Origin of the sequence: Bacillus sp. NEAU-CP5, from assembly GCF_026420705.1 — a bacterium.
Taxonomy (GTDB): Bacteria; Bacillota; Bacilli; order Bacillales; family Bacillaceae; genus Bacillus; species Bacillus velezensis.
Window position 1 is genome coordinate 114,612 of record NZ_JAPMOV010000001.1, and the last position, 18,521, is coordinate 133,132.

The window sequence follows — 18,521 nt, forward strand, 5'->3', positions numbered from 1 at the left end:
TATTAAACCTCCTCAGCGACCGACAAGTTTTCATTTTCTAAAATATTGCTTTCCTCATCTAATCCGAAGGCAACATTCTTTTCAATCCATTTTCTTCTCGGTTCTACTTTGTCTCCCATTAATGTCGTTACGCGGCGCTCTACCCGTGCCGCATCGTCGATCTTGACTCTGACGAGCGTTCGCGATTCGGGATTCATCGTCGTTTCCCAGAGCTGGTCTGCGTTCATTTCTCCCAGACCTTTATAGCGCTGGATGGTATACCCTTTGCCGACTTTCTTTAAAACGCCGTCCATTTCTTCGTCGGACCAAGCATATTCAATAATCTCTTTCTTACCGCTTCCTTTGCTCACTTTGTAAAGAGGCGGAAGGGCGATGAAGACTTTTCCGTGCTCGATTAAAGGTTTCATATAGCGGTAGAAAAACGTTAACAGCAAGACTTGAATGTGCGCGCCGTCGGTATCCGCGTCCGTCATGATGATGATCTTGTCATAGTTGATGTCGTCTATCTCAAAATCTGCGCCGACACCGCCGCCGATCGCATGAATAATCGTATTGATTTCTTCATTTTTGAAGATGTCTGCAAGCTTTGCTTTCTCTGTGTTGATGACCTTTCCGCGAAGGGGCAGCACGGCTTGGAATTTCCGGTCTCTTCCCTGTTTTGCAGAACCTCCCGCAGAGTCTCCCTCCACAAGATACAATTCATTCTTCGCCGGATTTCTGGAACCGGCCGGTGTGAGTTTTCCGCTCAGCGTCGCTTCTGATTTTTTTCGCTTTTTGCCGCTTCTCGCTTCTTCTCTCGCTTTACGGGCCGCTTCACGGGCCTGGCTGGCTTTAATCGCTTTTTTGACAAGCAGGGTCGCCGTATCGCGGTTTTCTTCCAAGAAATAAGCAAGATTCTCGGAAATGACGGCGTCCGCGGCGGATCTCGCCTCACTTGTGCCAAGCTTCCCTTTCGTCTGGCCTTCAAATTGCAGCAGTTCCTCCGGGATACGCACGGAAATGATTGCGGACAAACCTTCCCTGATATCGGCGCCTTCAAGGTTCTTGTCTTTCTCTTTTAAAAGGGCGACCTTTCGCGCATACTCGTTAAACGCTCTTGTCATTGCCGTTTTGGCTCCTGATTCGTGGGTGCCGCCGTCCTTTGTTCTGACGTTATTAACGAATGACAGCATATTTTCTGAATACCCGTCATTAAACTGAAACGCGAAATCGACTTCAATGTCATGATGCTCGCCTTCAAAGGAAACCACTTCGCATAAAGCGTCTTTTTCCTCGTTTAAATAAGCGACAAATGCTTCAATTCCGTTCTCATAATAAAATACTTCTTTTACGCCGTTCCGTTCATCAATTAATTCTATTTTCAAACCTTTTAACAAGAAAGCCGATTCGCGCAGACGTTCTGACAGCGTGTCAAAATTATAAACCGTTGCGCTGAACATTGACGGATCAGGTTTAAAATGGGTAAGCGTTCCCGTTTTTTTGGTCGTTCCGATTTTTTCAAGTGAAGTCACGGGCTTGCCGCCGTTTTCAAACCGCTGTTTATAAACATATCCGTCACGCTCAATAGTAACTGTCAGCCACTCCGATAATGCGTTTACGACAGATGCGCCGACACCATGCAGACCGCCGCTTGTTTTATAGCCGCCCTGTCCGAATTTCCCCCCGGCATGCAGCACGGTGAAAATAACTTCCGGCGTCGGCTTTCCGAGCTTATGCATCCCGGTCGGCATTCCGCGTCCTCTGTCCTGTACAGAGATGCTGTTGTCCTTATGTATCGTTACGATAATATGATCTCCGTAGCCGGCAAGAACTTCATCGACGGAATTGTCGACGATCTCATATACGAGATGGTGCAGGCCGCGTGCGTCCGTCGAACCGATGTACATTCCCGGTCGTTTTCTGACGGCTTCCAGGCCTTCAAGCACCTGTATGGCATCTTCGTTGTAATCAAATTGCTGTTTTCTAGCCAAACGTACAAACCCCTTTCAAAAAACCTGCTCTTAATCATTCTCTTTTTTAAATGTTTTCATGTCTTTGTTTTTCAGTATGCGCAAGCTTCGGTCCAATTCTCCTCGGACTCACAATTATAACCAATATGCTTGATTTCGCAACATATTTAAGCGAATGGCTCGTTTTTTAGGCCGCAAGACATACATTCGAACGGCTTTTCATCTTTTTGGTGCCCTTTTCGGCGGATAAGAACATGAGTTCGCTTTCTATTATATAGCTTTATGCGGGCCATCGCAAACAGACTGTAAACCCCTGTATAAAGGGGTTTCTAAAAAAGCTGTTCATGCTTTATTGTATCTGTTTCATCATCATACGCAAAGAGTATTCTTTCAATAAAAAAGCAAAAACCCCTGATTTGCCAAGGATTTTTGCCTTTTTTGTTCCTATTTTATAACAGCGCGGGCGACTTTTATACATAAATCCATAACAGCCGTCCGTCCTTTGTCTGTAATCATGCGATACGCTTCTTCATTTGCAAGACCCTGCTGCGCCCAAAAAACGGGAGCGTCCGTCTGTAAAAATTCTTCTGCGACGCCGGGAAGCTGCTCAGAGCGTCTGAACACATTCACGATATCAATCGGTCCTTCCACGTCTTTTAATGAAGCGACGGCTTTAACGCCAAGCGCCTCATCAATCGTTGGATTGACGGGAATAATTTCATACCCTTCATCCTGCATCGCTTTGGAAACCATGTAAGAAGTCCGGTCGGGACGGTCTGACAGCCCGACGACTGCGATCCGTTTGCTCCGGTCCAGAATTTCTTTAATCTCTGATTTTGAAGGATTTTGCATCTTTACCATCTCCTTTTGATAATATATTGTACATGACCGCTTTGCCGGAATCAAAAAAAGCGCTTTGTCAGCTTAATTCTCAAAAAAACTTGTCATCAGACGGTAACAACTCGTGTTAAAATAAAGTGAAGGGACATTGAAAAGGAGAAATGTAGATGTTGATTGCTTTATTGATTATTTTGGCCTATGTAATAGGCAGCATCCCGTCAGGTTTAATCGTAGGCAAACTTGCGAAAGGGATCGATATTAGAGAACACGGAAGCGGCAATTTGGGCGCTACAAATGCTTTTCGCACGCTTGGCGTTAAAGCGGGATCTGTCGTCGTCGCAGCCGATATTTTAAAAGGCACCCTGGCCGCGGCGCTCCCATATTTACTGCACGTCCCCATTCATCCTCTTCTCGCAGGGGTGGCAGCAGTGATCGGCCATGTATTCCCCGTGTTCGCAAAGTTTAAAGGAGGCAAAGCCGTAGCCACATCAGGGGGCGTCCTGCTGTTTTATGCTCCGCTGTTATTCGTTACGATGGTTGCAGTATTTTTCGTATTTTTATTCCTTACGAAATTTGTTTCTCTGTCTTCAATGTTAACAGGGATTTATACGATTATTTACTGTCTGTTTGTAAAAGACCCTTATTTATTAATCGTAGTGACGCTCTTGACCGCGTTTGTTATCTACAGACACAGGGCAAACATCAAACGGATTATAAACAAAACAGAGCCGAAGATCAAATGGTTTTGATGAAACTTCAATTTTGACATCAAAATGCCATATGCGTTTATAATAGAGATAATTTCTTTATATGAGAAACAAAAAGGGAGTGTTCCGGATGAACATGAAAGTAACGAAAGGCGCGCTGGATTGGTACAAAGAAGAGCTCGATCTGGAAACAGGTGATCATGTCCGTTTCTTTGTCCGTTACGGGGGATGCAGCAACGTTCAGAAAGGCTTTTCTCTCGGCATTTTAAAAGACCGGCCGATGAACATCGGCACCAGCACGGAAGTTGAAGGCATTACCTTTTTTATTGAAGAAAGCGACTTATGGTACTTTGATAATCATGATTTGTCAGTCACATATTCAGATCAGGCGGAAGAGCCGGTATTTGATTATGTGTAAAAAAAGAACGCAGCGGATGCGTTCTTTTTTTTACAGCCTGAACCTTTTGAGATGATCAGTCAGACGTTCTTTTTCTAATATGCTTCTCTGCGTATCACCGAGCAGGTCAAAGTGGGGAAATTCATTTTTATGGTGAATCCACTCCGGCTTCAGCCCGTACTCCGCTCCCCATCTGATCAGTTTATTGAGGTCGCTTGAACCGGCCTTCGTCACGGTCTTAGCCTCCGGAAAGCGGTCGTCCAGCCAGTAATGCGTTAAAAAAGCGATTTTTCCTTCCGACACATCCCGCTTCCATCTTTCCAGTTCCTTACGCGTAATTCCAAATGCCATAACTGCAGCCGCTCCTTATTTTTTTGCCTTTTCGTAAGCGGCATGCCAATCAGGAAAAGCCTTGCGAAACTGAATCGGTTTGAAGCTCTCTTTATCAACGCATATATGAGAGGATGTCGCTTTGATGGCAAGTTCTTGGTCCGGATTATAGATGTGGTAGCCGTAAACGGTTTTAAATCCATTATATTCTTCAATCCAAGTATGTACGACAGCCGTTTCTCCGTAGCGGAGCGGCTTTTTATAAGAAATGTTGATATCCAATACAGGGGACAGCACTCCTCTATCTTCCATATCCTTGTAAAGGAATCCGAGTTCCTTAATCAGCGCCGTTCTGCCGACCTCCATCCAGACTAAGTAATTGGCATGATAGACGATGCCCATTTGATCTGTTTCCGCATAACGCACTTCTATTTCTTTTTTTGACACATGCAACGTTCTCTGCTCCCTTATTATCAGATTAGCCCCATTTTATCACAACGAGCCGGAAAGAGAAAAAAACCAGGTTTCCCTGGTTTTTATTATGATTGATAGCCGTTTTCTCTTGCAGCCGATTCATCCTGGATTTCACTGCGGAACGATTCAATGCTTTCATTGCGTCTGGCATTCTTCTCTTGAATGCGCTGTTTTTCCTCATCTGTCGCAAATTCCATTGATTCTTTGGCTTCTTCTATATTCTCAATTGTATTCTGCACCATATCCTGCAGCTTTTCAACGTTATCGGAGCGGTCATCCGGATTCGGTTTTTGATAATTGTTTGTCATAATGTCTGCTCTCCTTTGATGATGTTATTCGCCTTTCGTCTGCATGACAATCGGATGTCCGTTTGACTTGTCATGAAACTTTTCCCCTTTGTTGCGTTTATATTTAACGGGTTTTGTCCCTAAGTGGCTCGGAGCGTATTGCGGCTGGCCGTCTTTCTTGTTTATGCCCATGTTCATCCCTCCTTAAGAGTATATTTTGCAAAAGGAGGTTCAAACATGACTGCAAATTAAAGGTTATTTTTGTTTGAACCGCTGCTCCAGCTTTTCTTCAAGCTGATTCAAATATTCCGTATTGGTCATCAGCTCACGTTTATTTTCCATAACCAATTCATGAAAAGAACGTTTTCGCATTTTTTTCAATCTTCTCACCTCCGTGTTTTCATTCATTTTTTCCAATTTTTCAAAACCTAAGCCCTTCACAATAAAAAAACTGAACCTCTATTTGAGATCCAGTTTTTCTTTCATTTCTTTTTTTGTCATTGTGCCTACGCGAATATGCTGAATGGTTCCTTTTTCGTCTAATATGTATGTTGTCGGATAAGAAAGCACGTTGAAATCTCCGTTAATTCCGCTTTTGTCAATCAGAATAGGGAAGGTCAGCTGATAATGATCAGCAAATGATTTCACAGCCTGTATATTTTTTTCAGAGGACGTAAAATTAACGGCTGCTACCGCAATATCAGGATATTCTTTCTGCAGCTCCTGCATATCGGGCATTTCCATTCGGCACGGCTTGCACCACGTCGCCCAGAAATTGAGGAGCACTTTTTTTCCTTTATAATCAGAAAGGGAGATGCTTTTTCCTGACAATGTATCAAGTGTAAAGTCAGGGGCTTTCATCCCTTCTTCTGTCCCTTCTTTCGGACTTTTTTGTACAGAGTAAATGTTCCAGCCCGCATACACTAACAACCCGATAAGTAACATTCCGCCCAGCCATTTCGCAAGCATCCCAAGGCCTCCCGCATAAAAAGAGAGAAAGCAGACTGCTTTCTCTCCTTTGTTCATTCTGCTACTGTTTCATTTTATCGCGTAGCACCATTTGTAAAATGCCGCCGTGGCGATAGTAATCAATTTCCACTTCACTGTCAAAACGGACAACAACTTCAAATGTTTTTACCGTACCGTCTTCACTGATTGCTCTGACAGTCAGCAAGTCACGCGGACGTACAGATTCATCAACATCCACCTCGATGACTTCCTTACCGGTTAAGCCGAGTGTATCCGCGTTTTCACCCTGTTTGAACTGGAGCGGCAGCACACCCATAAAGACGAGGTTGCTTCTGTGAATTCTTTCAAAGCTTTCGGCAATGACTGTTCTGATACCGAGCAGGTTTGTTCCTTTTGCAGCCCAGTCACGTGAAGAGCCCATTCCGTAATCTTTTCCGGCCAGGACGACAAGACCCGTTTTATCTTCTTTATACCGCATGCAGGCATCATAAATAGATGTCACTTTCCCGGTAGGCCAATGTGTTGTGTATCCGCCTTCTGTACCCGGTGCGATTTGGTTTTTAATGCGGATATTGGCGAATGTTCCTCTCATCATGACTTCATGGTTTCCGCGGCGTGAGCCGTAAGAGTTAAAGTCACGAGGAGAAACGCCTTTTTCCTGCAGGTATTTGCCCGCCGGTGTGTCTTTTCCGATCGCTCCGGCCGGAGAAATGTGGTCAGTCGTCACAGAATCGCCGAATTTGCCGACAACGCGAAGTCCTCTTAAAGGCTCAACTTTTCCCGGCTCTACAGACATTTCCTCAAAGAACGGCGGGTTTTGAATGTAAGTGGAATCCTGATCCCACTTGTACAGCGCTTCATCCGTCGTTTCGATTTCGTTCCAGCGCTGGTTGTCGTCAAATACCGTTTCATACTCTTTGCGGAATAATTCCGGCGTAACAGTCTGTTTGACGAGAGAATTGATTTCATCCATGGACGGCCAGATGTCATCGAAATAAACATTTTGTCCGTCATTTCCGACACCGATCGGATCCGTTTTCAGGTTGATATTCACAGTGCCTGCTAATGCGTATGCGACAACAAGCGGAGGTGACGCAAGGTAGTTTCCTTTGACAAGCGGATGGATCCGGCCTTCAAAGTTTCTGTTACCTGACAAGACAGAAGTGATCAAGAGATCATTTTTAGCAACCGCTTCTTCAATCTCTGGAGAAAGCGGGCCGGAGTTCCCGATACATGTCGTACAGCCATACCCTACGAGGTTAAAGCCGAGCTCCTTCATGTAAGGAAGCAGGCCTGAGTTGACTAAGTATCCAGTAACAACCTTAGACCCCGGTGCAAGTGATGTTTTAACATAATTCGGCACTTTCAAGCCTAATTCTACCGCTTTTTTGGCTACCAATCCGGCACCGATTAATACATAAGGGTTTGATGTATTCGTACAGCTTGTAATAGCGGCGATTGCAATCGCCCCTGTTTTCATAACCGCATCTTCGCCGCTGTTAAGTTTAAATGAAATTTCTTTGTTCTCTTCAGCAGCATCCGCTCCGAATCCTTGGTTGCCGGCCGGGCTGACAAGATGTTTTTTAAACGTTTCCTGCATAACGGAAAGCGGGATTAAATCCTGCGGACGTTTCGGTCCTGATAGGTTCGCTTCAATTTTTGACAGATCAATTTCCACAACGTCTGTAAAAATCGGCTCTTCCGCGTCAGGCGTATAGAATAAACCGTTGTTGCGGCAGTATGCTTCCACAATATCGATCTGCTCTTCTTCACGGCCGGTCAGACGCAGGTAAGAAAGTGCTTCCTCGTCAACCGGGAAGAATCCGCAAGTCGCTCCGTATTCCGGCGCCATATTGGCAATAGTCGCCCGATCCGCAAGCGGAAGCTCAGCAACACCAGGACCGAAGAATTCAACAAATTTATTGACTACGCCTTTTTCGCGCAGCACTTGAGTGACTTTCAGCGCCAAGTCAGTCGCCGTCGTTCCGTTAGGCAATTTTCCGACAAGTTTCGCGCCGATGACCTCAGGAACAGGGAAATATGAAGGCTGGCCGAGCATTCCCGCTTCCGCCTCAATACCGCCGACACCCCAGCCGAGGACGCCGATTCCGTTAATCATTGTTGTATGGGAATCTGTTCCCACCAATGTATCAGGATATGTCACAAGTTCTCCGTCTTCCTCTTTCGTATGAACGACACTTGCCAAAAACTCAAGGTTTACCTGGTGAACGATACCTGTTGCAGGCGGAACGGCCTGATAATTGTTAAACGCTTTCTTTGCCCAGCTTAAAAATTTATAACGTTCTGCATTTCTTTCGAATTCTAAGTCCATATTAATGGCTAACGCGTCTTCCGTACCGGCTTTGTCGACTTGTACGGAGTGGTCAATGACCAGGTCAACCGGAATTTCAGGATTGATTTTATCAGGGTCTCCGCCGACAGAGGCCATGGCTTTTCTTAAAGATGCCAGGTCAACTACGGCCGGAACACCGGTAAAGTCCTGTAGAATAACCCGTGACGGTTTAAACGGCACATCGATATCTTTTAATTCAGCAGTACCCCATCTTGCTAAATTTTCAACATGTTCTTTTGTAATGACGCGTCCGTCTACCTGACGCAAAACGGATTCCAAAAGAACCTTAATAGAATAAGGAAGTTTTGAAACATTGCCGACCCCTGCGTCTTCCAATGCTTTTAATGAATAGTAGTTGTATGTTTTCCCATTTGAAGAAAATGTTTTTCTTGCTTGGAAAACGTCTTGTGTTGCGACTTTTTGCTGATTTGTCATTCTCCAAAATCCCCCTTCAATGATCAAGATCGTTCTTTAGATGAATGTTCACATTCCATCACAATTTTCTCACAATTTCATCTTAGTATAAAATCATACATAAGTAAATATCAATGTTTTTATTAAATACAATAAGATCGTCTTATCAGCATGATTGTCGGTAAATTTTGTCCGATTTTCCGCCTCATACAACGGGCTGTAAAGAGCCATATTAATGTTGAGGTGATGATCATGGTAAAACGGAAAGCCAATCATGTAATGAACGGCATGAATGATGCGAAAAGCCAAGGCAAAGGCGCGGGCTATATAGAAAATGACCAGCTCGTCCTGACGGAAGAAGAACGGCAGAACAATAAAAAAAGAAAAACAAACCAATAGCCGGAACACCTTAAAAAGGAGGCTTTAACATGACAAATAAAAATACGAGTAAAGATATGCATAAAAATGCTCCGAAGGGCCATAACCCCGGCCAGCCGGAACCGCTGAGCGGAAGCAAAAAAGTGAAAAACCGCAACCATACAAGACAAAAACATAATACAAGCCACGATATGTAAAACAGACCCCGGTGTCTGTTTTTTTTGTGCCATTCACCCATTCAAAGCTTCTGCATACGTTATAGCAAGGCTTTTTAATATGGAGGGATGCTTCCATGAATCACTCAAAAAACGCTGAAGAATTTGATGATACGGAAGAATGGCTGCGGCAGTTTTACGAGGACCCGTATGCTTGGTATGACGAGACGCTGCCGATCGATCTATATGAAACAAGCCGTCAATATATCATTGAAGCCGACCTGACGGCGCTGAAGCAGGTGCAAGCGATAACCGTCACTCTTTCGGGAAATGAGTTTATGCTCTCTGTTAAAACGCTTGAACGGACGTTAAACAAACAAATGGTGCTTCCTTTTTATCTGAATGACAAACATATTTTCACTGATTTCACCAACCATATTCTGACCGTCTCCATGAACAAGGAGCCAAATGAGACTCCTGCCTCTTTTTCCTTTCAATTTCCTCTATAACATAAAAAAGCCGCTTTCATCCCTCAATGGAAGCGGCTTTTTTGTCCGGTCATATCAGTCATATACCCTCAAAGTGAATCTCCCATGGCCAAATAGCAGAATCACTATACGATAGAATATGTTCTACCAACCGGAATGACTGGACATCTATCATTTTTTCTATTCTTTTTTTCATGTGTTCTTCTATTCTGTCTTCGTTTACAATATGGTTAAAGTAAGGAGGAGATAGAACAATGCTGGAAGGCTGGTTTATGTGGTTTATTTTATTTTGGGTCATCGTGATGATCGGATTGCTGTCTATCGGCGGGTTTTTTATGTTTCGAAAATTTTTAAAACGCTTACCGAAAGAAGACGGCCGGTCAGAACTGGATTGGCAGGACTATTATATTGAAAAAAGCAGGCACTTATGGAATGAGGGTGACAAGGCGTTTTTGGATGAATTGGTCGCCCCCGTGCCGGAGCTCTTTCGGGATGTAGCCAAAGCGAAAATCGCCGGAAAAATCGGTGAACTTTCCTTAGCGGAGGAAGCTGAACAAATAAACCGTGATTTAATCATCAGGGGTTACATACTGGCCACTCCTAAGCGTGATCATCAATTTTTAAAAAAGCATCTCCGTGAAAAACAGATTGATCTTACTCCTTATCAAGCTCTGCTCAAATAAAAAACCTTTCCGGCGGACGGAAAGGTTTTAATTCATCTGAATATCAGCGGTCTTCAGTTCATTCGAAAGTTTGCGGTAAGACAAAAACATCGCGATGCGCCACGGGACAATCATTCCGAAAGCCAGAATCCAAAACATTCCGCTTAAAGCTCCGTAATCAATCGTCGTGCTCAAAATGGATTTCATAGCGATTCTGATAACCAAGAGACCAATCAGGATAAACACAAACGCTTTTGACCGTTTTAAATAGATTTCATTATTTTTAATCTCAAATTTAGATGTTTTAATCAGAAAAATAGAGAAGATCACGCCCAGCGTAATGGCCTCCAAAAATTCTTCGCCCGTCACTCTGAAAATCGGAAAAAGGAACATAAGCGCTCCCGTACTCATGAAAATCGGCGGGAGAATTATTTTTTTAGGTGAAGCGGGCTTGTCGGAGGATTTAATCCTGACGATCATCACGGAAATTGCCATGGCCGCTGCAATAACGGATGAAATTATAATCATCATCTTTATCATTCCTTTGCTTGCACGGAGTTTGATACTATATACTATACTCCAAAAACATAAAAAAAACCAATTTGAAAAGAGAACACGTTTACGTTCCCGTTACCCGGCCTACGGCCTCCAGCACTTTAGATGCTTCAAACGGTTTAACGATAAAGTCTTTAGCGCCTAATTCAATCGCTTCCAGAACGATCCGCTGCTGCCGCATGGCGGTGCACATGATGATCCGGGCTTTCGGGTCAAAAGCTAAAATATCCTGCAGGGCCTGTATACCGTTTTTGACCGGCATGGTAATATCCATTGTCACCAGGTCGGGACGGATTTTTTGATATACTGCCAGAGCTTCCTCACCGTCAGCCGCTTCCCCGGCCACTGTGTAATTCGCCGATTCCAGAATCTCTCTGATTTTCACCCTCATGAACTTGGCGTCATCTACAACTAAAACTCGTGTCATATTCCCCTCCACATATTTAACATTAACTAGTCTTATTGTACCAAAAACAAAAGGGTATATAATAGTTCAAAAGTTATTAATCCGTTACAGACCCGTAAATCCTCCGAAAAGATTTGACAGAACGATCAGAATGTAGCTCATCCAGTTAAAAAACAGCATAACTCCGATCAGAATCATAAGAATGCCGCCGATTTTCATGATAAGCAGCTGATGCTTGCGAATCCAATTCATTCTGGTAATAAAAAATGAAAGAACAAGAAAAGGAATCGCAAATCCGAGAACATATAAAAACATATACGGCACTGCTGAAGAAGGATTTGTATTAGCCAGCGAAAATACCGCTCCTAAAATAGGCCCGCTGCACGGCGACCAGCCGGCTGCAAACGCAAGACCGATCAGAACCGAACCGATAAACCCCTCCGGACGGCGCTTAAAGTGAATGCGCCGCTCTTTCATCATGAATTTCGGCTGAAACACACCGGCAGTAACCAGCCCGAAAAGGATCAGCATGATAGCGCCAAACTGGCGGATCGCTTCATGATATTGGGTAAAAAAACTGCCGATAAACGAAGTTCCATATCCCAATGCGATAAAAATCACGGAGAAACCAAGCAAAAAACAAAGTGTATGCACGAGGCCGCGCTTTTGCAGCATCACCTTTTCTGTTTTCACCTCGTCCATACTGACACCAGTTATGTAAGACAAAAAAGCGGGATACAACGGCAGACAGCATGGAGAAATGAAAGACAGAAATCCGGCCCCAAACGTCAGAAAGTAATTAAAACTCACGATGACACACTCCCTTCGAGTTATGACAAAATCATTTCATTTTTTTAACACTTTCCCGAGAAGGATTACTTTTTATAGAAAAAGCTTATATAATTTAATTTGACATCGAGATATTATACTCCTTCTTATTTGAAAAACAGTATAAATGTGGATATAATAATAGCGACTCAGGTGAAAGATTTATGTATGAAAGGATATATCCCTGTGATTAGAGAGCATCTATTAAATGAAATTGAAAAAAAACGGGCAGAGCTGCTTAAAATCGTCATGACAAACGGAATGACATCAAACATTACGATAGAACTCAGCCAGGAGCTTGACCACCTTCTCATACAATACCAAAAAGAACTGCACACCGGCAGTTGGGGTGAAACATGACGCCAAAATAAAAAACCCTCTCCGGGTTTTTTATTTTTATAACCATGTATCTCTATATCATAATCTGTACGTATTATTTCGCTTGATTATTCATGGCTTTCATCATTTGATTAATTTTCTTTTGAGAAGGTTTCATTCCCATTTGCATCATCATCATGCGTAACATTTGTTCATTAATAGGCGGATTCTTTTTCAAATAGCTCATCATATATTTACGAGCAATAAAAAACCCGAGTGCAACACCTATGAGCAATGCGACAACGCCCACTAGGATGCCAACCCATAAAGTCATTTTATTTCCTCCTTCATGTTGTCTAGTTTAAAGTGTACTAAACCAAAGGCTATTATACAACATTTACATCTCTTTTTCCTCGTTTTTAGACAAAATTTCTTTCTCTGACCGGATTTAACCACCCGTAGCGCCGTGTCTTGAAATCCATTGCAAGAAAACAGGGGCTGATTTTACGCAGAATCTCAAAGAAAATCGTTTCCGCCTCATAATCTCCCGAAGCTGCAATCTCAATTAAACTGTCTTTCATCATGAAGGTGGCGCGGCCCTTTTCTCCGGGCAGTGTAAGCCGGTAAATGGAATCCAAACGGCTGTAACTCATTCGGTTTAAATGCAGCTGGAGACGCTGATGCATATGTATCACCGGAATCGGTTCCGTTATATATTGAACTTGCTTTTCTGTCATTTGATATTCCTGGGGTGTCAGGTCTGTCCAATGATAGTCTCGAAACAACTCAAACATAGCCGTTTCCCGCCCGAAGTAGTGGTTCGCAAACTCATCCTTTATCAGGTGCGTATAGTAATGACGTTCCATTTCCTCATCCCCTTTTACAGCGCTTCGTTATTGCTTTCTATTATACAAAAGGAGAAAAGAAAGAATTGTCTATTACTGTTACGCCGCCCCTTCTATTTTTGTCGCATAAACAGGAAAAAGAGGATGATTTGACTCATCCCCTTTTGTCTCGTTATTTGTTTAGGAGTTTTTTCACGCGGTCAACCACGTTTTCTGCAGTAAACCCGTATTCTTTCATAATTGTTTCTCCCGGAGCTGACGCACCGAAACGGTCAATTGCGAGAACGTCTCCTTCAAGACCGGTAAATTTGCCCCATCCGAAGCTTGAACCCATTTCGATCGCAAGACGTTTCGTCACATTCGGAGGAAGCACGCTGTTTTTGTACTCGGCCGATTGTTTTTCAAAGCGGTCCCAGCTCGGCATGCTGACTACAGATACGTGAATGTTTTCTTCAGCCAGTTTCGCTTGAGCTTCGATCGCAAGTCCGACTTCAGAACCTGTCGCTAAAAGAAGAGCGGCTGGTGATTCCGTTTGGGCTTTGGAAACGATATAAGCCCCTTTTTCCACGCCCGCATACGCTTCTTCAGCCTGCTGATCAATCGTCGGCAGGTTTTGGCGTGTCAATACAAGAGCTGTCGGATGATCTTGGCTTTGAACGGCAACCTTCCATGCAGCTGCGGTTTCATTTCCGTCAGCAGGTCTGATCACAGAAAGGTTAGGAAGTGCGCGTAAAGAAGCAAGCTGCTCAATCGGTTCGTGAGTCGGCCCGTCCTCTCCTACGGCAATACTGTCATGTGTGAATACATAAGTGACGGGAAGGCCCATCAATGACGCCAGACGAATGGCAGGTCTTAAATAATCAGAGAACACAAAGAATGTGCCGCCGAATACGCGGAGGCCGCCGTGAAGCGCCATTCCGTTTAATGCAGCGCCCATTGCAAATTCACGGACACCGAACCAGAAGTTTTTCCCGGCGTAGTCTTTGGCCGTGAAGTCTCCTCCATTTTTGATTGTCGTTTTATTTGAACCCGCAAGGTCAGCAGATCCCCCGACAAAGAAAGGAATTTTCTTAGCGATCCCGTTCAGCACCTCACCTGAAGATGCGCGGGAAGCAAGGCTGCTGCCTTTTTCATAAACGGGAACTTCCTGATCCCAGTCTTTAGGAAGCTCGCCTTTCATGCCGAGTGACAGCTGTTCAGCAAGCTCAGGATATTTTTCTTTATAAGCCGCGAACAGTTCATTCCATTCCTGTTCTTTTTTCGAGCCGGCTTCTTTTACCGCTTTATTGAAATGCCCGTATACTTCTTCCGGAACATAAAAATCTTCTTCAAACGTCCAAGCATACGCTTCTTTTGTCAGCTTGCTCTCTTCTAGTCCTAACGGAGCGCCGTGAACGCCGGATGTGCCCGCGCGGTTTGGAGAACCGAAACCGATCGTGGTTTTCACTTCAATCAAAGTCGGTTTTTTATCATTCTGGCGCGCTTTTTCAATTGCAGCCGTCAATTCAGCGATGTTGTTTCCGTCCTCAACATAAAGAACTTCCCAGTTCATTGCTTCAAAACGCTGCTTTACATTTTCAGAGAAAGAACGGTCTAAATCGCCGTCTAAAGAAATGTCATTAGAATCGTATAATACGATCAGGCGGCCTAATTCAAGATGGCCTGCAAGAGAAGCGGCTTCGGAAGAAATGCCTTCCATTAAATCACCGTCTCCGCAAATACTGTATGTATAATGATCAACTACGTTGAAAGAATCACGGTTATATGTCTCAGCCAGATGGCGTTCTGCAATTGCCATTCCCACTGCCATTGCAATACCCTGTCCAAGCGGCCCGGTCGTTGCGTCTACTCCGGATGTGTGTCCGAACTCCGGATGTCCCGGTGTTTTGCTTCCCCATTGACGGAACTGTTTCAAGTCTTCAATGCTGAGGTCATATCCGCTTAAATGCAGCATGCTGTATAAAAGCATTGAACCGTGGCCTGCTGATAAAACAAAGCGGTCGCGGTTAAACCAGCCCGGATTCTGCGGATTTACATTCATAAATTTCGTCCACAGCGTGTATGCCATCGGAGCAGCTCCCATCGGCATGCCCGGATGTCCGGAATTCGCTTTTTCAATTGCGTCTATAGATAGTGTACGAATGGTGGCAACTGATTTCTTTTCAATTGTATCCATTATAATCCCCTTCCATATTGTTGTACCTTTTCATCATAAAGCGATGCTGACTTTTTCTCAACTCTTTCAGCTTAAATTTGAGATAAACTTGTTGAAAATTGTCGTAAAGCACATTCTGATATTAGTATATACGAAAAAAGAATACGTATTGCCGTATTCTTTCTGTTTAATGAAGATTATTTTTCTGTTGTTCTCTTTTTAATTTTTCAGGGGTGACATCGTTGCCTTCCGGATCAATCACTTTTACGCTCTTTAACGTATTTTTCATTGAGGAGCGGAATCCTTTCAAATACTCCTGGCGAAGCTTTTGCTGTTCAGCTTTTTCCTCATCCGTTATCGTGTTTGATTTAGCTTTTTGAGCCAATTCGTTAATTCTTGCGATTTTTTCTTTAGAAATCATAATAAGCTCCTTTGGTGCGTGTTGATTATATACTACTAAAACGCAGTCTTTTTTACAACTGATGCGCGTCAGCTGCCTTCTGTGTCTGCGGTATATTCCTGAAACCGCCGGTGAACCGTGGCTTTGGACACATCATAGCCGAATCCCCTTAAGGTCGCTGCGATTTCTGCAAAGGTAAGCTTGTTGGCTCTCAGCCTGATAATTTCCGAAACCGGAACCTCTTTTTTTTCTTTTCCGCTGTTTTCATGCCTGTTTTTCAGATTCCGTTCAGGTTTGTAGCCGTTTTTCACGGCTCTTTTCATTCCCCGCCGGATTTTCATATTATGAATTTTCCTTTGATATTCCTCAACAATACTGACGATTTCGAGTACCATCGAATCAGCTTCAGAAAGCTCCAGTTCACCTTTATGAGCCGTCGTATATATTTTCACATTCTCCCTGTAAATACAATGCAAAAGCGCAATCTTGGCGTTGCCTCTTCCCAATCTCGTTTCGTCCTGCACCAATATCGCGTCAATATGTGATTTTTTAATTTCATCAAGCATTTCAAATACTCCGTCGCGGTCCATTTCGTAACCGCTGGCTTTCTCAGAAATGACTTTCACGACTTCCATGCCGTTTGCAGCAGCGATCTCACCGAGCTCCTCTTCCTGTCTTTTTAATGACGTTTGCTGCTGTTCTTTGTTTGTGCTTACGCGGGCATAAATGAGCGCCTTCATTTCTCTCTTTCCTCTCTAATTGACAATGGCCAGCTGATATACGGCCGGATGCTTCTTCTTAACCGGAAGAATAAGTTCGTCTCCGGGCTTTATATCAGCAGTTTGGAGATGATTATTCTCCGTCACCCACTCAATGAAATCTTCTTTATTAATGTGTTTCTTTTCTGCTACATGATCCGCAAGTGACCAGAGTGTATCGCCGTCCTGAACCTTTATTTTAACATATTGGCTGAGGGACTGATCATTTCCCGCACATGAGACAAGTAAAATAGCGGCACTTAAAATTGCAGTAAACAGCCCGACAAATATAATAGATTCTTTCGCCATGTAAACAACCTCCGATAAGAATGTTTGTTCGCTTTTATACCTTTCAGTATATACGAACAAACGTTTCTGTCAATCGTTTTTTCGAACCTATGTTTGTACTGTCAGGAAAATCATGCTATAATCTACTTAAAATCGACGTTTTGAGGTGCGAAATATGACGAAGCTATCAAAAAGGCAGCTTGATATCCTGCGTTTTATTAAAGAAGAGGTAAAAACGAAAGGATATCCGCCTTCTGTAAGAGAGATAGGAGAAGCAGTAGGACTGGCTTCCAGTTCAACCGTGCACGGCCATTTGGCGCGGCTGGAGACAAAAGGCCTGATCAGACGGGACCCTACTAAACCGAGGGCGATTGAGGTATTGGATGAAGAAGAAGTCCAAATTCCGAAAAGCCAGGTCGTAAACGTTCCGGTCATCGGGAAAGTGACGGCGGGTATTCCGATTACGGCTGTTGAAAATATCGACGAGTATTTTCCGCTTCCTGACCGGATGGTTCCTCCGGGCGAACATGTCTTTATGTTAGAAATCATGGGAGAAAGTATGATTGACGCCGGCATTTTTGACAAAGATTACGTCATCGTCAAACAGCAGAACACGGCCAATAACGGAGAAATCGTCGTAGCTATGACCGAAGATGATGAAGCGACGGTCAAGCGCTTCTATAAAGAAGACAATTATGTGCGGCTGCAGCCGGAAAATCCGACGATGGAGCCGATTATCCTGCAAAACGTAAGCATTTTGGGGAAAGTTATCGGCGTATTCAGAGCCGTACATTAATTCTATTAAACTTCATTTATCGTAAAAAACCCCTCTGCAAGGGGTTTTTTGCATAAAAAAAGCAGATTCGCCCTGGCTTAAGAAACGAATCTGCTAAGGAGGAAAAACTTACATTCTTATTATCCGACATCACACTTTTGAAGTCAACTAATAATGTTTCCCTCGAGAAACTTTTCATCCGTTTTTCAACTTTGTATATTTGTGCGTGATGAATTTGCTTTTGTTTATCTTTTCTTTGGGCGGGTGCATCAAAATTTGTATATGAATATTTAGTACATAGTACGATAAGTTATATTTAAATATAAAAAAACCCGCTGCCTTTAGCGAGTATCTATTTTCAATCAAAATGATAATATTCTACACCGTATAACCCTTTAATATAGACGGGGCCACAGACGTTTGAAGAACTTTCAACCAGAATCCTGTATTTGTGATACGGATCAATTGATTTTTTATCCTGGGCACTGAGGTTTAACCAGCTGCCGCTGTAGTTTTTAGAGCTTAATGTATAAAAATTTCCGTTCAGCGCCATCCGCTGGAGTTTCATGCTCAAACCGCACGAAGAGTTGTTCATTATGGTGAACTTATATCCTAAAAAGTAATCGTCGGCAGCTACAGCCCCCGGATTTTCAATATGAAACTCTTTTGCATTTCCCTCCAAAGTGAAGCTTGTTTTTGATCCGAATTCAGTGGTAGCCGCTTTAGCTGAGTGTATTCCGCTAAAACATAATAAAAAAACAGCAATACATATCCAGTATTTTTTCATTTG

The 18,521-nt window shown here is 43.5% G+C and carries 27 protein-coding genes; 8 read left to right on the forward strand and 19 right to left on the reverse strand.

Annotated features, from left to right (window positions below; genetic code table 11):
* Nucleotides 1-2 precede the first annotated feature (2 nt).
* Entirely contained in the window at nt 3-1,970 is a 1,968-nt protein-coding gene (gene parE / locus OTK50_RS00305) for a DNA topoisomerase IV subunit B (RefSeq protein ID WP_007611767.1), read from the reverse strand.
* A 423-nt stretch (nt 1,971-2,393) separates the two neighbouring features.
* Nucleotides 2,394-2,801: a CoA-binding protein gene (locus OTK50_RS00310; RefSeq protein ID WP_007410316.1), complete on the reverse strand. Its 408-nt coding sequence runs from the start codon at nt 2,799-2,801 to the stop codon at nt 2,394-2,396.
* Nucleotides 2,802-2,956: 155 nt separating this feature from the next.
* Here OTK50_RS00310 and plsY point away from each other — a divergent pair, with 155 nt between their 5' ends.
* Together plsY and OTK50_RS00320 are read left to right on the forward strand one after the other, a co-directional pair.
* Nucleotides 2,957-3,538 carry a glycerol-3-phosphate 1-O-acyltransferase PlsY gene (gene plsY, locus OTK50_RS00315; protein WP_007611761.1) on the forward strand — a complete coding sequence of 194 codons (582 nt, stop codon included), beginning with the start codon at nt 2,957-2,959 and terminating at the stop codon, nt 3,536-3,538.
* 88 nt (nt 3,539-3,626) lie between these two features.
* The gene (locus tag OTK50_RS00320) at nt 3,627-3,914 is read left to right on the forward strand and encodes a HesB/YadR/YfhF family protein (RefSeq protein WP_007410318.1); all 288 of its coding nucleotides are present in this window, start codon (nt 3,627-3,629) and stop codon (nt 3,912-3,914) included.
* A gap of 30 nt (nt 3,915-3,944) precedes the next feature.
* Here the strand turns inward: OTK50_RS00320 and OTK50_RS00325 are convergent, their stop codons facing one another.
* The 7 genes from OTK50_RS00325 to acnA all read right to left on the reverse strand — a co-directional run bounded on the left by OTK50_RS00325 (nt 3,945) and on the right by acnA (nt 8,741).
* Nucleotides 3,945-4,244, reverse strand: coding sequence for a hypothetical protein (locus OTK50_RS00325; protein WP_007611759.1), 300 nt, complete (start codon nt 4,242-4,244; stop codon nt 3,945-3,947).
* Nucleotides 4,245-4,259: 15 nt separating this feature from the next.
* The gene (locus tag OTK50_RS00330) at nt 4,260-4,676 is read right to left on the reverse strand and encodes a YbgC/FadM family acyl-CoA thioesterase (RefSeq protein ID WP_224224309.1); all 417 of its coding nucleotides are present in this window, start codon (nt 4,674-4,676) and stop codon (nt 4,260-4,262) included.
* An 86-nt stretch (nt 4,677-4,762) separates the two neighbouring features.
* Nucleotides 4,763-5,005 carry a small acid-soluble spore protein Tlp gene (gene tlp / locus OTK50_RS00335; protein ID WP_007410320.1) on the reverse strand — a complete coding sequence of 81 codons (243 nt, stop codon included), beginning with the start codon at nt 5,003-5,005 and terminating at the stop codon, nt 4,763-4,765.
* 24 nt (nt 5,006-5,029) lie between these two features.
* Nucleotides 5,030-5,176: an acid-soluble spore protein N gene (locus OTK50_RS00340; protein ID WP_003153977.1), complete on the reverse strand. Its 147-nt coding sequence runs from the start codon at nt 5,174-5,176 to the stop codon at nt 5,030-5,032.
* A gap of 63 nt (nt 5,177-5,239) precedes the next feature.
* The gene (locus OTK50_RS00345) at nt 5,240-5,365 is read right to left on the reverse strand and encodes an FbpB family small basic protein (protein ID WP_012117651.1); all 126 of its coding nucleotides are present in this window, start codon (nt 5,363-5,365) and stop codon (nt 5,240-5,242) included.
* A gap of 78 nt (nt 5,366-5,443) precedes the next feature.
* Complete coding sequence (locus tag OTK50_RS00350) at nt 5,444-5,953, reverse strand: TlpA family protein disulfide reductase (RefSeq protein ID WP_003153980.1); 510 nt, start codon at nt 5,951-5,953, stop codon at nt 5,444-5,446.
* A 61-nt stretch (nt 5,954-6,014) separates the two neighbouring features.
* Nucleotides 6,015-8,741, reverse strand: a complete 2,727-nt coding sequence (gene acnA / locus OTK50_RS00355) for an aconitate hydratase AcnA (protein WP_017417878.1) — start codon at nt 8,739-8,741, stop codon at nt 6,015-6,017.
* Between the two features lie 231 nt (nt 8,742-8,972).
* On the opposite strand from acnA, the gene sspO reads away from it, so the two are divergent.
* The 4 genes from sspO (at nt 8,973) to OTK50_RS00375 (ending at nt 10,424) form a co-directional block, all read left to right on the forward strand.
* Entirely contained in the window at nt 8,973-9,119 is a 147-nt protein-coding gene (gene sspO / locus OTK50_RS00360) for an acid-soluble spore protein SspO (RefSeq protein WP_032875047.1), read from the forward strand.
* 29 nt (nt 9,120-9,148) lie between these two features.
* Entirely contained in the window at nt 9,149-9,295 is a 147-nt protein-coding gene (locus OTK50_RS00365) for a small acid-soluble spore protein P (protein WP_003153984.1), read from the forward strand.
* Between the two features lie 95 nt (nt 9,296-9,390).
* Nucleotides 9,391-9,762: an Hsp20/alpha crystallin family protein gene (locus OTK50_RS00370; RefSeq protein WP_003153985.1), complete on the forward strand. Its 372-nt coding sequence runs from the start codon at nt 9,391-9,393 to the stop codon at nt 9,760-9,762.
* Between the two features lie 233 nt (nt 9,763-9,995).
* Nucleotides 9,996-10,424 carry a DUF2621 domain-containing protein gene (locus tag OTK50_RS00375; protein ID WP_007410325.1) on the forward strand — a complete coding sequence of 143 codons (429 nt, stop codon included), beginning with the start codon at nt 9,996-9,998 and terminating at the stop codon, nt 10,422-10,424.
* Between the two features lie 27 nt (nt 10,425-10,451).
* On the opposite strand, the gene OTK50_RS00380 is transcribed toward OTK50_RS00375, so the two are convergent.
* From OTK50_RS00380 to OTK50_RS00390, 3 genes are all read right to left on the reverse strand, one after another.
* Nucleotides 10,452-10,943 carry a CcdC family protein gene (locus OTK50_RS00380; protein ID WP_007611735.1) on the reverse strand — a complete coding sequence of 164 codons (492 nt, stop codon included), beginning with the start codon at nt 10,941-10,943 and terminating at the stop codon, nt 10,452-10,454.
* A 79-nt stretch (nt 10,944-11,022) separates the two neighbouring features.
* Nucleotides 11,023-11,385 (reverse strand): response regulator, encoded by a 363-nt coding sequence (locus OTK50_RS00385; RefSeq protein WP_007410327.1) that lies wholly within the window; start codon nt 11,383-11,385, stop codon nt 11,023-11,025.
* 84 nt (nt 11,386-11,469) lie between these two features.
* Nucleotides 11,470-12,177 carry a cytochrome c biogenesis protein CcdA gene (locus tag OTK50_RS00390; protein ID WP_087920767.1) on the reverse strand — a complete coding sequence of 236 codons (708 nt, stop codon included), beginning with the start codon at nt 12,175-12,177 and terminating at the stop codon, nt 11,470-11,472.
* Between the two features lie 201 nt (nt 12,178-12,378).
* Here OTK50_RS00390 and OTK50_RS00395 point away from each other — a divergent pair, with 201 nt between their 5' ends.
* Nucleotides 12,379-12,552, forward strand: a complete 174-nt coding sequence (locus OTK50_RS00395; RefSeq protein ID WP_012117647.1) for an aspartyl-phosphate phosphatase Spo0E family protein — start codon at nt 12,379-12,381, stop codon at nt 12,550-12,552.
* A 73-nt stretch (nt 12,553-12,625) separates the two neighbouring features.
* On the opposite strand, the gene OTK50_RS00400 is transcribed toward OTK50_RS00395, so the two are convergent.
* The 6 genes from OTK50_RS00400 to yneA form a co-directional block, all read right to left on the reverse strand.
* Nucleotides 12,626-12,844 carry a YneF family protein gene (locus tag OTK50_RS00400; RefSeq protein ID WP_003153994.1) on the reverse strand — a complete coding sequence of 73 codons (219 nt, stop codon included), beginning with the start codon at nt 12,842-12,844 and terminating at the stop codon, nt 12,626-12,628.
* 85 nt (nt 12,845-12,929) lie between these two features.
* Nucleotides 12,930-13,376 (reverse strand): sporulation inhibitor of replication protein SirA, encoded by a 447-nt coding sequence (sirA, locus tag OTK50_RS00405; protein WP_003153995.1) that lies wholly within the window; start codon nt 13,374-13,376, stop codon nt 12,930-12,932.
* 151 nt (nt 13,377-13,527) lie between these two features.
* A complete protein-coding gene (tkt, locus tag OTK50_RS00410) occupies nt 13,528-15,531 on the reverse strand; it encodes a transketolase (protein WP_224224308.1) in 2,004 nt (667 codons plus the stop codon).
* A 166-nt stretch (nt 15,532-15,697) separates the two neighbouring features.
* Nucleotides 15,698-15,931 carry a DUF896 domain-containing protein gene (locus OTK50_RS00415; protein ID WP_003153997.1) on the reverse strand — a complete coding sequence of 78 codons (234 nt, stop codon included), beginning with the start codon at nt 15,929-15,931 and terminating at the stop codon, nt 15,698-15,700.
* A gap of 68 nt (nt 15,932-15,999) precedes the next feature.
* Nucleotides 16,000-16,650, reverse strand: coding sequence for a recombinase family protein (locus tag OTK50_RS00420; protein ID WP_044801482.1), 651 nt, complete (start codon nt 16,648-16,650; stop codon nt 16,000-16,002).
* A gap of 15 nt (nt 16,651-16,665) precedes the next feature.
* On the reverse strand, nt 16,666-16,977 hold the full coding sequence (gene yneA, locus OTK50_RS00425; RefSeq protein WP_003154001.1) for a cell division suppressor protein YneA: 312 nt from the start codon (nt 16,975-16,977) through the stop codon (nt 16,666-16,668).
* Between the two features lie 154 nt (nt 16,978-17,131).
* On the opposite strand from yneA, the gene lexA reads away from it, so the two are divergent.
* Nucleotides 17,132-17,752, forward strand: coding sequence for a transcriptional repressor LexA (lexA, locus tag OTK50_RS00430; RefSeq protein WP_007611720.1), 621 nt, complete (start codon nt 17,132-17,134; stop codon nt 17,750-17,752).
* A gap of 337 nt (nt 17,753-18,089) precedes the next feature.
* Here the strand turns inward: lexA and OTK50_RS00435 are convergent, their stop codons facing one another.
* Nucleotides 18,090-18,518, reverse strand: coding sequence for a hypothetical protein (locus tag OTK50_RS00435; RefSeq protein ID WP_038458127.1), 429 nt, complete (start codon nt 18,516-18,518; stop codon nt 18,090-18,092).
* Nucleotides 18,519-18,521 lie beyond the last annotated feature (3 nt).

Coding starts and splice junctions, on each gene's coding strand:
- OTK50_RS00415 (WP_003153997.1), bottom strand. CDS start 15,931: ATGATTTCTAAAGAAAAAATCGCAAGAATTAACGAATTGGCTCAAAAA.
- acnA (WP_017417878.1), bottom strand. CDS start 8,741: ATGACAAATCAGCAAAAAGTCGCAACACAAGACGTTTTCCAAGCAAGA.
- OTK50_RS00420 (WP_044801482.1), bottom strand. CDS start 16,650: ATGAAGGCGCTCATTTATGCCCGCGTAAGCACAAACAAAGAACAGCAG.
- OTK50_RS00385 (WP_007410327.1), bottom strand. CDS start 11,385: ATGACACGAGTTTTAGTTGTAGATGACGCCAAGTTCATGAGGGTGAAA.
- OTK50_RS00320 (WP_007410318.1), top strand. CDS start 3,627: ATGAACATGAAAGTAACGAAAGGCGCGCTGGATTGGTACAAAGAAGAG.
- lexA (WP_007611720.1), top strand. CDS start 17,132: ATGACGAAGCTATCAAAAAGGCAGCTTGATATCCTGCGTTTTATTAAA.
- tlp (WP_007410320.1), bottom strand. CDS start 5,005: ATGACAAACAATTATCAAAAACCGAATCCGGATGACCGCTCCGATAAC.
- OTK50_RS00350 (WP_003153980.1), bottom strand. CDS start 5,953: ATGCTTGCGAAATGGCTGGGCGGAATGTTACTTATCGGGTTGTTAGTG.
- OTK50_RS00310 (WP_007410316.1), bottom strand. CDS start 2,801: ATGCAAAATCCTTCAAAATCAGAGATTAAAGAAATTCTGGACCGGAGC.
- OTK50_RS00325 (WP_007611759.1), bottom strand. CDS start 4,244: ATGGCATTTGGAATTACGCGTAAGGAACTGGAAAGATGGAAGCGGGAT.
- plsY (WP_007611761.1), top strand. CDS start 2,957: ATGTTGATTGCTTTATTGATTATTTTGGCCTATGTAATAGGCAGCATC.
- OTK50_RS00400 (WP_003153994.1), bottom strand. CDS start 12,844: ATGACTTTATGGGTTGGCATCCTAGTGGGCGTTGTCGCATTGCTCATA.
- OTK50_RS00365 (WP_003153984.1), top strand. CDS start 9,149: ATGACAAATAAAAATACGAGTAAAGATATGCATAAAAATGCTCCGAAG.
- OTK50_RS00435 (WP_038458127.1), bottom strand. CDS start 18,518: ATGAAAAAATACTGGATATGTATTGCTGTTTTTTTATTATGTTTTAGC.
- OTK50_RS00375 (WP_007410325.1), top strand. CDS start 9,996: ATGCTGGAAGGCTGGTTTATGTGGTTTATTTTATTTTGGGTCATCGTG.
- sirA (WP_003153995.1), bottom strand. CDS start 13,376: ATGGAACGTCATTACTATACGCACCTGATAAAGGATGAGTTTGCGAAC.
- OTK50_RS00340 (WP_003153977.1), bottom strand. CDS start 5,176: ATGGGCATAAACAAGAAAGACGGCCAGCCGCAATACGCTCCGAGCCAC.
- tkt (WP_224224308.1), bottom strand. CDS start 15,531: ATGGATACAATTGAAAAGAAATCAGTTGCCACCATTCGTACACTATCT.
- sspO (WP_032875047.1), top strand. CDS start 8,973: ATGGTAAAACGGAAAGCCAATCATGTAATGAACGGCATGAATGATGCG.
- yneA (WP_003154001.1), bottom strand. CDS start 16,977: ATGGCGAAAGAATCTATTATATTTGTCGGGCTGTTTACTGCAATTTTA.
- OTK50_RS00370 (WP_003153985.1), top strand. CDS start 9,391: ATGAATCACTCAAAAAACGCTGAAGAATTTGATGATACGGAAGAATGG.
- OTK50_RS00380 (WP_007611735.1), bottom strand. CDS start 10,943: ATGATAAAGATGATGATTATAATTTCATCCGTTATTGCAGCGGCCATG.